Source organism: Vibrio sp. 10N.222.52.C3 (assembly GCF_041474195.1).
Lineage (GTDB): Bacteria > Pseudomonadota > Gammaproteobacteria > Enterobacterales > Vibrionaceae > Vibrio > Vibrio crassostreae_C.
Genome location: NZ_JBFRTQ010000048.1, coordinates 1 through 12,504, shown reverse-complemented (window position 1 = coordinate 12,504; position 12,504 = coordinate 1). Strand labels below are relative to the sequence as shown.

At 44.2% G+C, this 12,504-nt stretch carries 12 protein-coding genes; all 12 read left to right on the top strand.

Features of this window, described 5'->3' with window-relative positions:
• The first annotated feature begins 22 nt into the window (after positions 1–22).
• The 12 genes from pyrH (at position 23) to lpxB (ending at position 12,415) form a co-directional block, all read left to right on the top strand.
• Positions 23–754: a UMP kinase gene (gene pyrH, locus AB4517_RS09000; protein ID WP_017060742.1), complete on the top strand. Its 732-nt coding sequence runs from the start codon at positions 23–25 to the stop codon at positions 752–754.
• Positions 755–852: 98 nt separating this feature from the next.
• Positions 853–1,410, top strand: a complete 558-nt coding sequence (gene frr / locus AB4517_RS08995) for a ribosome recycling factor (RefSeq protein WP_017060741.1) — start codon at positions 853–855, stop codon at positions 1,408–1,410.
• Positions 1,411–1,508: 98 nt separating this feature from the next.
• On the top strand, positions 1,509–2,261 hold the full coding sequence (locus AB4517_RS08990) for an isoprenyl transferase (RefSeq protein WP_017063364.1): 753 nt from the start codon (positions 1,509–1,511) through the stop codon (positions 2,259–2,261).
• A 15-nt stretch (positions 2,262–2,276) separates the two neighbouring features.
• Entirely contained in the window at positions 2,277–3,119 is an 843-nt protein-coding gene (locus AB4517_RS08985) for a phosphatidate cytidylyltransferase (protein ID WP_017063365.1), read from the top strand.
• 51 nt (positions 3,120–3,170) lie between these two features.
• Complete coding sequence (gene ispC / locus AB4517_RS08980) at positions 3,171–4,379, top strand: 1-deoxy-D-xylulose-5-phosphate reductoisomerase (RefSeq protein ID WP_102394423.1); 1,209 nt, start codon at positions 3,171–3,173, stop codon at positions 4,377–4,379.
• A complete protein-coding gene (rseP, locus tag AB4517_RS08975) occupies positions 4,376–5,734 on the top strand; it encodes a sigma E protease regulator RseP (RefSeq protein ID WP_372148226.1) in 1,359 nt (452 codons plus the stop codon). Before ispC ends, rseP begins: the two co-directional genes overlap by 4 nt.
• A 48-nt stretch (positions 5,735–5,782) precedes the next feature.
• On the top strand, positions 5,783–8,188 hold the full coding sequence (bamA, locus tag AB4517_RS08970) for an outer membrane protein assembly factor BamA (protein ID WP_102394424.1): 2,406 nt from the start codon (positions 5,783–5,785) through the stop codon (positions 8,186–8,188).
• Between the two features lie 27 nt (positions 8,189–8,215).
• Positions 8,216–8,716 carry an OmpH family outer membrane protein gene (locus AB4517_RS08965; RefSeq protein WP_017056311.1) on the top strand — a complete coding sequence of 167 codons (501 nt, stop codon included), beginning with the start codon at positions 8,216–8,218 and terminating at the stop codon, positions 8,714–8,716.
• A 5-nt stretch (positions 8,717–8,721) separates the two neighbouring features.
• Positions 8,722–9,753, top strand: a complete 1,032-nt coding sequence (gene lpxD / locus AB4517_RS08960) for a UDP-3-O-(3-hydroxymyristoyl)glucosamine N-acyltransferase (RefSeq protein ID WP_017063368.1) — start codon at positions 8,722–8,724, stop codon at positions 9,751–9,753.
• Between the two features lie 93 nt (positions 9,754–9,846).
• Positions 9,847–10,299: a 3-hydroxyacyl-ACP dehydratase FabZ gene (gene fabZ / locus AB4517_RS08955; RefSeq protein WP_009847408.1), complete on the top strand. Its 453-nt coding sequence runs from the start codon at positions 9,847–9,849 to the stop codon at positions 10,297–10,299.
• Between the two features lies 1 nt (position 10,300).
• Entirely contained in the window at positions 10,301–11,089 is a 789-nt protein-coding gene (gene lpxA, locus AB4517_RS08950; protein WP_050644950.1) for an acyl-ACP--UDP-N-acetylglucosamine O-acyltransferase, read from the top strand.
• 129 nt (positions 11,090–11,218) lie between these two features.
• Positions 11,219–12,415, top strand: a complete 1,197-nt coding sequence (gene lpxB / locus AB4517_RS08945) for a lipid-A-disaccharide synthase (RefSeq protein ID WP_017066406.1) — start codon at positions 11,219–11,221, stop codon at positions 12,413–12,415.
• Positions 12,416–12,504: the final 89 nt, after the last annotated feature.

Genomic DNA, 12,504 nt, shown 5'->3' with positions numbered 1-12,504 from the left:
AACTCTTTGGAAGGTAAACTCCATGACTACGAACCCTAAACCAGTGTATCAACGTATTCTGTTAAAACTTAGCGGTGAAGCGCTACAAGGCGAAGAAGGTTTTGGTATTGACCCAACGATCCTTGATCGTATGGCTCAAGAAGTAAAAGAATTGGTTGAACTAGGCGTTCAAGTTGGTGTTGTTATCGGTGGCGGTAACTTGTTCCGTGGTGCTGGTCTTGCTGAAGCTGGCATGAACCGCGTTGTTGGTGACCACATGGGTATGCTTGCAACGGTAATGAACGGCCTTGCAATGCGTGACGCTCTTCACCGTGCTTACGTAAACGCACGTGTAATGTCTGCAATCCCTCTTAAAGGTGTGTGTGACGACTACAACTGGGCAGATGCAATCAGCCAACTACGTCAAGGTCGCGTTGTGATCTTCTCTGCTGGTACGGGTAACCCATTCTTCACTACGGATTCTGCTGCATGTCTACGTGGTATCGAAATCGAAGCTGACGTAGTTCTAAAAGCGACAAAAGTAGATGGTGTATTTACTTCTGACCCTGTAGCAAACCCAGACGCAGAGTTGTATGATACGTTGTCTTACAACACGGTTCTTGATAAAGAACTTAAAGTAATGGACTTGGCTGCATTTACGCTAGCACGTGATCACAAAATGCCAATCCGTGTATTTAACATGAATAAACCAGGCGCACTACGTCGCGTGGTTATGGGTGAAACTGAAGGTACATTAATCAGCGACGCTGACTAATTTTTCGGGCTTACTGAGGTGTTGTACCTTGGTAAGCTTATCCTTATCACTCCAAATAAAAAGCTTTCTTGAAGAAAGAACATAATCAAGGTGAAATTGTGATTAACGAAATCAAAAAAGACGCTCAAGAGCGCATGGTAAAAAGTGTTGATGCACTAAAAAACAGCCTGCAAAAGATTCGTACAGGCCGTGCTCACCCGAGCCTACTTTCTGGTCTTACTGTTGAGTACTACGGTGCTCCAACGCCTTTGACTCAAGTAGCTAACGTTATCGCTGAAGATGCACGTACACTAGCTATTACAGTGTTTGATAAAACACTGACTCCTCTAGTTGAAAAAGCAATCCTGACATCTGACCTAGGCCTAAACCCTATGTCTGCTGGTACGGTTATCCGTGTTCCACTTCCACCGCTAACGGAAGAGCGTCGTAAAGACCTAGTTAAAATCGTTCGTGGCGAAGCTGAAGGTGGCCGTGTTGCTATCCGTAACATCCGTCGTGACGCGAATGGCGATCTAAAAGCACTTCTTAAAGATAAAGAAATCTCTGAAGATGAAGATCGTAAAGCACAAGACGAAATTCAAAAGCTAACTGACGCTGCGGTTAAGAACGTAGACGAAGTTCTAGCTGTTAAAGAAAAAGAGTTGATGGAAGTTTAATTTTCCATATTCTTTTCTTTCCGGAAAAACGCTGTACTCACGGTGCAGCGTTTTTTTATGCTACTCTGTTCGACTATTAGAATTTGATTCACTCTTTTATGCATAATTCTCAAGCGTTCACAGACTCTCTTCCTAAACACATTGCTATCATTATGGATGGTAATGGTCGCTGGGCAAAAGCTCAGGGCAAGCCTCGCGTCTTTGGCCATAAAAACGGTGTTCAAGCCGTTCGTAAAACTATCTCTTCTGCAGCCAGACTTGGCATTAAAGCCGTTACTCTTTTTGCATTTAGTAGCGAAAACTGGCGTCGTCCTGAAGAAGAAGTCGGTATCTTGATGGAACTGTTTATTTCAGTGCTGTCGAGTGAAGTTAAAAAGCTTCATAAAAATAATCTACAACTTCGTGTTATTGGTGATAAAAGTCGTTTCAATGATCGACTACAAAAGAAGATAGAAGAAGCGGAAGCTTTGACTAGCACCAATACGGGTATGGTTATTAATATTGCAGCTAACTACGGCGGTAAGTGGGATATTCAGCAAGCAATGACCTCTATTGCTCAACAGGTAAAGTCTGGTGATATTAATGTAGATGACATTGATGAAGCTATGATTACACAGCACCTGACAATGGCAGATATTCCTGAAGTCGATCTACTTATCCGTACCAGTGGCGAATGCCGCATTAGTAATTTTATGCTTTGGCAGTTGGCTTACGCCGAAATGTATTTCACTGAACAATTCTGGCCAGACTTTAATGAAGACAGCTTAGTAGAAGCTGTGACTTGGTTTGTTAACCGTGAGCGTCGTTTTGGATGCACCGGTGAGCAAATTAAAGCTCTGATGGACAGTTAATAAGGATTTTTTGGTTTGAAACAACGAATTATTACGGCGTTGATTTTAGCTCCCCTAGTTATTCTAGGTATTTTCGAGTTATCACTTCCTACATTTATTCTTTCACTAGCGGTAATCTCGCTATTGGGTTTTTGGGAGTGGACTCAGTTTGTTGAAAGCAAATCACGTTATGTAGCGTTGATTCCAACGGTTGTGGTAAGTGCTGCAAGTTTTGCTTTTATCCCTTTTGATGCATTTAGCCTTAATAACTTGTCTACTGCTCACTACGCCATTCTAACGATTGGCTCGATTTGGTGGGTAATCGCGAGTGGCATGGCGGTGACTTATCCTAAGTCTATGCCTGCATGGAAAGACTCTTCTCTTCTTCGTCACGCCTTTGGTGTGCTGACTCTGCTGCCATTCTTCTGGAGTGTGGTTATCCTGCGTGCTAACGGTATCGATGCTGATCCTTACCACGGTGCTAAACTGGTGATGTTTGTTTGCTTGCTTGTTTGGGCTGCAGATAGCGGCGCATACTTTTCAGGAAAGAGTTTTGGTAAGCGTAAAATGGCACCAGCGGTAAGCCCTAATAAGACGATTGAAGGTCTTATCGGTGGCATTATTACTGCGGTGATCGTGGCTTGGATCTTTGCTGACTTGTTTGACATCCAATTCACAAGCCCACTTCACATGATTGTTATTACCCTTGTGACCGTTGTTATTTCTGTTCTAGGTGACCTTGTTGAAAGCATGTTTAAGCGTGTTTCTGGGGTGAAAGACAGCAGTAATCTGATTCCTGGTCATGGTGGTATACTAGATAGAATAGATAGCTTAACGGCTGCATTCCCTGTCTTTGCTCTGCTTTATTTAGCATTCTAATAAAAAAGGGCAGTGATTCTGCCCTTTATTACATTTCTACGGTCATATGTGATGCGAAATCTAACTATCCTTGGCGCTACCGGCTCAATTGGTGCAAGTACACTAAAAGTCGTTGAGCAAAACCCAGATCTCTATTCAGTGGTTGCACTGGCTGCAGGCTCGAATGTTGAAAAGATGCTGGCGTTAGTTGAAAAGTGGCAACCAAGCTATGTTGCTATGGCTTGCTCTGATGCAGCGTCTCAACTGACTGAAGTGTTGTCCGTGAGTTACCCTAACGTAAAAGTACTTTCAGGCACTGAAGGCATGTGTCAGGTTGCTTCTCTAGAGGAAGTGGACACGGTAATGGCCGCGATTGTTGGTGCCGCTGGTTTACTTCCTACTATGTCTGCGGTTAAAGCGGGCAAGCGTATCTTGCTTGCAAACAAAGAAGCTTTGGTGATGTCTGGGCAGTTGTTTATCGACGCCGTGGAAAAATACGGTGCAGAGCTGCTTCCTGTCGATAGCGAGCATAATGCTATTTTCCAATGCCTTCCGCAGAACGTACAAACTAACCTAGGCCGCTGTAACCTTGAAGAAAACGGCATTAACCATATTCTTCTGACTGGTTCTGGTGGTCCTTTCCGTTATACCGATGTGGCTGAACTCGAATCAGTGAATCCTGAACGCGCAATTGCACACCCTAACTGGTCTATGGGGCCTAAGATCTCTGTCGATTCTGCGACTATGATGAATAAAGGGCTAGAGTACATTGAAGCGAAATGGCTATTTAATGCTTCTCAGGAGCAGTTAAAGGTCATCATTCACCCGCAGTCTGTAATTCACTCGATGGTTCAGTACAAGGATGGCTCTGTGCTTGCTCAAATGGGCGAACCAGATATGGCAACGCCAATCGCTTTGACGATGTCTTACCCTAATCGTACCGAGGCGGGTGTTAAGCCTTTAGACTTTACTAAAGTGGGTGAGCTTACCTTCTTAGAACCAGATTTCAGTCGTTACCCGTGTTTGAGGTTAGCGATTGAAGCGTGCTACTTAGGTCAGCATGCGACAACAGCCATTAATGCAGCAAACGAGATCGCGGTCGATGCTTTCTTGAACAATCAGGTGAAGTTTACCGATATTGCTGTCATTAACGAACACGTTATGAGCAAAGTATGTGAACAACATAACTCTGAGGGTTTAGATAGCTTGGAAAGCCTTCTCGAGCTCGATAATATGTCTCGTCAAATAGCCATTCAATTTATTAAAGAGCAGCTAGCATGAGTGGAATTCTGTGGAACTTCGCATCTTTTATCGTAGCGCTTGGCATTCTGGTTGCTGTTCATGAGTTTGGACACTTCTGGGTCGCTCGTCGTTGTGGTGTGAAAGTTGAAAAATTCTCGATTGGTTTTGGTAAATCAATCTGGAGTAAAGTTGGCCGTGATGGTACTGAATACAGCTTGTCAGTGATTCCACTGGGCGGCTACGTTAAGATGCTCGATGGTCGTGTTGACGATCTTTCTGAAGATCAACAGCAATACGCTTTCGACAAGAAGCCGCTTTGGAAACGAACGGCGATTGTGGGTGCAGGCCCTACATTCAACTTTATCTTTGCGGTGTTCGCGTATTGGTTAGTATTTTTGATTGGCGTACCCGCGGTTAAGCCCGTGATTGGTGAAGTCACTCCACAATCTATTGCTGCACAAGCCGGAATTGAAACTGGAATGGAACTTAAATCTATTTCAGGAATCAAAACCGCAGATTGGGAATCAGTCAATATGGGGTTGATATCGCACATTGGTGATCAATCCATGACAGTGACGGTTGCTTCTCAAGACGACATCGGCTTTGAGCAACAAATGACATTGGATATTTCAGACTGGTCGTTCAACCCAGAAACTGAATCTGCAATGACAACGCTGGGCTTTAGACCGTATTCTCCAGAGATATCGACCGTACTGGCTCAAATCATTGATGATGGCGCTGCATACGATGCAGGTCTTGAAGCTGGCGATAAAATTGTTGAGATTAACGGGCAACCTATTGAACAGTGGCAGTCGGTTGTTGAGTTAATTCGTGCTAATCCAATGACATCATTGGACTTGGTCGTATTGCGAAATGGTGCCGAGCAGTCATTGGTTATGACACCAAAAAGTCGAGAGCTTTCTGATGGTTCGACAATCGGCTATGCAGGTATTGCTCCGGAAGTCGCAGAATGGCCAGAAGATTATCGCTTTGAGTTACAATTTGGTGTAATTGAGTCTGTAGGAAAAGCATTTGATAAAACAGGTCAAATCATTGGATTGACACTGACAATGCTTAAGAAGCTCATCGTTGGTGATGTTGGCTTAAACAACTTGAGTGGCCCTATTTCAATCGCTAAAGGTGCAGGTACAACCGCCGATTACGGTTTGGTTTACTTCTTAGGCTTTTTGGCTCTGATTAGTGTTAACTTGGGGATTATTAATTTGGTTCCGCTGCCTATGCTTGATGGCGGACATTTGCTCTTTTTCGCTATTGAGGCCGTTACTCGTAAACCGGTGCCTGAAAAAGTTCAGGAAATGGGATACAGAGTGGGAGGTGCAATCCTCTTCTCTTTGATGGCTCTGGCAATATTTAATGATTTTACTCGTCTGTGAATGGTTTCTCACAGGCATTGGTAGTAGCAAGGAATAATTAGAATAAGTATGGCGATTAAGCAAATTCTGTTCGCAAGTCTATTGGCCACTAGTGTGGCTGCGAACGGAGCACAAAATTTTGTGGTTCAAGATATCAAGATCGAAGGTTTACAGCGTGTTGCACTTGGTGCAGCTCTACTGAAAATGCCAGTGCGTATTGGCGATGAAGTGGATGAAAGCGATGTATCTGAGATCATTCGTGCATTGTATGCTTCAGGTAACTTCGAGGACGTTAAAGTTCTTCGCGATGAAGGTGTTTTAGTTGTTCAAGTAAAAGAACGACCGACCATCGCGAGCATTTCATTCTCGGGTAACAAAGCGATCAAAGAAGAGCAACTTCAGCAGAACCTAGATGCGTCTGGTGTTCGTGAAGGTGAGGCTCTTGACCGTACTACGCTGAGTAACATTGAAAAAGGCCTTGAAGATTTTTACTACAGTGTTGGTAAGTACAACGCGACAGTAAAAGCGGTTGTGACACCTCTGCCACGTAACCGTTCTGACCTTAAGTTTGTGTTTACTGAGGGCGTATCCGCTAAGATTCAGCAAATCAACTTTATCGGTAATGAAGTCTTCTCTGACTCTGAACTGCTTAGTCGTTTCAATCTGAATGTTGATGTTGCATGGTGGAATTTCCTTGCGGATGAAAAATACCAAAAGCAAGTATTAGCCGGTGATATCGAAGCGCTGAAATCTTACTACCTTGACCGTGGTTACCTTAAGTTTAAGGTTGACTCTACGCAGGTGGCGATCTCTCCAGACAAAAAAGGTGTTTACATCACGCTTGGCCTCGATGAAGGCGAAGCCTACACCGTTAAAGATGTCTCTTTCCGTGGTGAATTAATCGGTCGTGAGGCTGACTTCGAAGCGTTAGTGCCATTCGAAGACGGCGATACGTACAACGGTTCTTCGGTAACGTCTTTGGAAGAGAACGTAAAACGAATTCTTGGTGAATCTGGCTACGCGTACCCACAAGTTCGCACGATTCCTGAATTTGACGATGAGACCAAAGAAGTGTCGTTGGTTATCAATGTAGAAGCGGGCAGCCGTATCTATGTTCGTGATATTCGATTCACGGGTAACAACTCAACGAAAGACGAAGTACTGCGTCGTGAAATGCGTCAAATGGAAGGCAGCTGGCTTAACTCTAAGTCCATTGATACCGGTAAGAGCCGTCTTAACCGTTTAGGTTTCTTTGAAACGGTTGATGTACAAACAGTGCGTGTTCCTGGCAGTGAAGACCAAGTTGATTTGGTTTACAACGTTAAGGAAGCGAACTCAGGCAGTATCAACTTTGGTGTCGGCTACGGTACTGAATCTGGTGTGAGTTTCCAAGTTGGCCTGCAACAAGACAACTTTGCGGGCTCTGGTAACCGTGTTGGCGTAAGTGCCATGATGAACGATTACCAAAAAAACGTGAGCTTAGACTACCGTGACCCATACTGGAACCTGGATGGTGTGAGCTTAGGCGGTAAGATCTTCTACAACGAATTTGAAGCCTCTGAAGCGGGCATCGTCGACTATACCAACCAAAGTTATGGTACGAGCTTAACCTGGGGTTTCCCTATGGATGAGCTGAACCGCATTGAGTTCGGTGTTGGCTATACGCACAACAAGATCGGTAACGTACCGACTTATATCCAGGTTGAACAGTTTGCGAGAAGTATCGACCAATACGGTGATGAGCACATCTTAACTGATGACTTCGATATCAATATCTCTTGGACGCGTAACAACTTGAACCGTGGTTTCTTCCCAACAGAGGGTAACCACCAACGTGCTTTCGCTAAAATGACGGTACCAGGCTCTGATGCTCAGTACTTCAAAATGCAGTACGATGTAAAACATTACATCCCGCTGACCAAAAAGCATGAGTTCACACTATTGATGCGCGGCCGATTAGGCTATGGTAATGGTTATGGTCAAACAGATGGTAACGATAACTTGTTCCCATTCTACGAGAACTACTACGCAGGTGGTTTTACAACCCTACGTGGTTTTGGCTCTAACTCAGCTGGCCCGAAAGCCGTTTACGGCAGCAGCACAGGTAATAACCCAACCTATGATACCGCTACTGATGATTCAGTGGGTGGTAACGCGGTTGCCTTAGCAAGCTTAGAGTTAATTGTACCAACGCCGTTTGCTTCTGATGAAGCGCGCAGCCAAATTCGTACCAGTGTCTTCTTCGATATGGCAAGTGTATGGGATACCGAGTTCGTAGACCGTGGCGCACCTAACAGTGGCGGCCAGTACTACTACGATTACTCTGATCCAACAAATTACCGTTCATCTTATGGTGCAGCCCTTCAATGGATGTCACCGATGGGCCCACTGGTTTTCTCTCTAGCGAAACCAATTAAAGTTTACGAAGGTGATGATGAGGAATTCTTCACATTCACCATTGGTAGAACTTTCTAATATTTAAAGGACAATATTTTGAAAAATATGATTAAAGCAGCAGGTTTAGGCCTTGTAGTTCTTAGCTCTTCTTTCTTTGCAACAGCTGCTGAAGCTGCGCAAAAAGTGGGTTATGTAAACACTGCACAAGTATTCCAGGCTCTACCTCAGCGTGAAGTTGTTCTTCAAAAAATGCAGGAAGAGTTCAAAGACAAAGCAGCTGAGCTACAGAGCATTCAAGCTGAAGCTAAAACGAAGATTGAAAAGCTTAAGCGTGATGGCGAGCTACTAGGTCCTGACGAAGTTGAGAAGCTACGTATCGAAGTAGGCCAACTAGACAGCAAGTACAAAATCAAAGCTCAAGCACTAGAAAAAGCAAGCCAACGTCGTGAAGCACAAGAGAAGCAGAAGCTATTCAAAGTGATTCAAGATGCTGTAACGAAAGTTGCAGAGAAAGAAGGCTACGACATGATCGTTGATATTCAAGCTCTGCAATACGGCAAGCCAGAATACAACATCTCTGAGAAAGTAATTAAAGCACTGAAATAAGTTTTATGAAGAATCTGACTTTAGCCGAATTGGCAACGATTACCGGGGGAGAGCTACACGGAGATGGTACAATTACCGTTTCAGCAGTCGCTCCGATGGATAAAGCGCAAGAAGGTAACATTACGTTCCTTTCTAACGTGAAGTACAGCAAGCACCTAGGTGACTGTAAAGCGTCCGCTATTATGGTTAAAGAGAGTGAGCGTCAACTGTGCAAGACTAACGTGATTGTGGTTAATGACCCTTATGTTGCTTTTGCTAAAGTTGCTCAAGCGCTTGATACTACTCCTGCTCCCGCAGCGGCTATTGCTGATTCTGCTTCAATCTCTAGCGAAGCAACCATTGGACAAAATGTGTCTATTGGCGCGAACGCTGTGATTGAGTCTGGTGTAGTACTTAGTGATGATGTGATCATCGGTGCTGGTTGCTTTATTGGTAAAAATGCAAAAATTGGCGCAGGCACTAAGCTGTGGGCTAACGTAAGTGTTTACCATGAAGTTGTGATTGGTGAAGGATGTCTGATCCAATCAAGTACTGTTATTGGCTCTGATGGCTTTGGCTATGCGAACGAGAAAGGTGAGTGGGTTAAGATCCCGCAAGTGGGTTCTGTTCGCATTGGTAACCGCGTAGAAATCGGCGCGTGTACTACCATTGACCGTGGTGCATTAGATGACACAATCATTGAAGATAACGTTATCTTAGATAACCAACTTCAAATTGCTCACAATGTTCACATCGGATATGGTTCTGCTCTTGCGGGTGGTACTATCATCGCAGGCAGCACGACGATAGGTAAGTACTGTATTATTGGTGGCGGCAGTGTGATTAATGGTCACATTGAAATCGTTGATGGCGTTACAATCACCGGTATGGGGATGGTAATGCGCAGCATCACTGAGAAAGGCATGTACTCTTCGGGTATTCCTTTACAGCCAAATAAAGACTGGCGTAAAACAGCGACGCGAGTTCATCGTATTGATGAAATGAACAAGCGTTTGAAAACCGTTGAAAAACTTATTGAGAAGAGCGCGGAATCATAATTCCAGCATTTCTAATAAAAGGCTCGCGTACAGCGAGTCTTTTTCGTTTATAATCCTTCTAATTAAATAAAGAATATACATAGGAATACGACTTTGACTACTGAACAGACAACGATGAACATTACTGAAATTCAGGAACTACTACCTCATCGCTACCCATTCTTAATGGTTGATCGTGTGACTAGCTTTGAAAAAGAAAAAACACTGACCGCAATTAAGAATGTTTCTGTCAACGAACCTCAGTTCACAGGCCACTTCCCTCAGCTTCCTGTATTCCCAGGCGTGTTGATCTTAGAAGCAATGGCACAAGCAACAGGCCTTCTAGCATTCAAATCTTTCGGTGCGCCTTCTGGCAACGAGTTGTACTACTTTGCTAGCGTAGATAAAGCTAAATTCCGTAAGCCAGTAGTACCAGGTGACCAACTGGTTATCGAAGTTGAATTCTTAAAAGAACGTCGTGGCATCGCATCGTTTAATGGTGTTGCTAAGGTTGACGGCGTAGTTGTATGTTCAGCTGAACTTAAATGTGCTCGTAGAGAGTTTTAATATGATTCATGAAACAGCGAAAATTCACCCGGCAGCAGTAATCGAAGGTGATGTAACTATCGGTGCTAACGTGACGGTTGGGCCTTTCACTTACATTGCTGGTAATGTGACAATTGGTGACGACACTGAAGTGATGTCGCACGTTGTGATCAAAGGTCACACAACCATTGGTAAAGAAAATCGTATCTTCCCACACGCTGTTATCGGTGAAGAAAACCAAGATAAGAAATACGGCGGCGAAGACACAACAGTTGTAATCGGTGATCGCAACGTAATTCGTGAAGCGGTTCAAATCCATCGTGGTACGGTTCAAGACAAAGCAACCACAGTGATTGGTGATGACAACTTACTTTGTGTTAATGCTCACGTAGCGCACGATGTTATTGTTGGTAACCACACTCACATTGGTAACAACGCTATTCTTGGCGGTCATGTAACGGTTGGCGACTACGCTGGTGTTATGGCACTTTCTGCGATTCACCCATTCTGCTCAATTGGTGCTTACGCATACATTGGTGGTTGTTCTGCAGTTGTTCAAGATGTACTGCCGTACGTGCTTGCACAGGGTAACCACGCGGCTCCATTCGGTCTTAATCTAGTAGGTTTGAAGCGTAACGGATTTGAAAAACCTGAAATTCGTGCACTACAGAAGGCGTACAAAGAGCTATACCGTTCAGGTAAAACACTTGAAGAAGCGAAAGCGGCTTTAGTTGAAATGGCAAAAGAGTTTACTTCGGTAGCGCCTATGCTTGAAATGCTAGAGAACTCTGAGCGCGGTATTATTCGTTAATACTCGATATGGTTATGTACCAATCAATGTGAGTATGGCAATAACTACTTCATCAGAATGGTATAACAAAAAGATCGCTACTCGTTAGGCGGTCTTTTTTGTTTTAGGCAACAAGGGAATTGAAAAACTATGGCACAGCAAGAAGCAGCAACCAATAGCTCGGACTTCGTTTCGAATGAACCATTGCGCGTAGGCATTGTTGTCGGCGAACTGTCTGGCGATACGCTTGGTGAAGGCTTTATCAAAGCGATCAAATCACAATACCCGAATGCAGAGTTCGTTGGCATTGGCGGGCCGAAAATGAAAGCCCTAGGTTGTGAGTCTCTTTTCGAGATGGAAGAGCTGGCCGTTATGGGCTTAGTTGAAGTGCTTGGCCGTTTACCTCGCTTGTTAAAAGTAAAAGCAGAGCTGGTTAAGTATTTCACTCAAAATCCACCCGATGTCTTTGTCGGTATCGACGCGCCCGATTTCAACCTAAGGCTTGAGTTAGACCTTAAGAACGCTGGTATCAAAACGGTGCATTACGTGAGCCCTTCAGTGTGGGCTTGGCGTCCAAAGCGTATCTTTAAAATCGACAAAGCAACCGACTTAGTCTTGGCTTTCTTGCCGTTCGAAAAAGCGTTCTACGATAAATATAACGTTGCCTGTGAGTTTGTTGGTCACACGTTGGCAGACGCGATTCCTTTAGAGCCTAGTAAACAAGATGCTCGAGAGCTGTTAGGTCTTGATCAAGACAAGCAGTGGTTAGCCGTATTACCGGGTAGTCGTGGTGGTGAGATGGGTTTGATTGCTCAGCCATTTATCGAAACTTGCCAACGTATCAAGCAGAAGTATCCGGATATCAATTTTGTTGTTGCGCTCGTTAACGAGCAGCGTAAAAAGCAGTTTACTGAAATCTGGCAATCGACCGCACCTGAGCTTGAATTCACGTTAGTCGAAGATACGGCAACCAACGTGATTACCGCCGCTGATTCTGTGCTCTTGGCTTCAGGTACCGTGGCTCTTGAATGTATGTTGCTTAAACGCCCTATGGTGGTTGGTTACAAAGTAAATAAGCTGACGGGTTACATTGTTAAGAAGTTGGCGATCACTGAGTTTGTGTCACTGCCGAATATTTTGGCTGGTGAAGAGATCGTGAAAGAGCATATTCTTGAAGAGTGCCACCCAGACTTTTTGTTCCCGTCTGTCGATAAAATGCTATCAGCCGATAACAGTGCCTTGATCAAACGCTTTACCGAGATGCATCACTGGATCCGCAAAGACGCAGACAAACAAGCCGCTAACGCAGTATTGAAATTGATTGACCGACCTTTTGTTGAAGCATAAAGCGCTTATTTACAGAACATTAAGAGATTAGTTATGGCAGTAAAAGAAAAAAAAAGAGCTTCCTCCATTTGAATACCCGCAAGGTTACC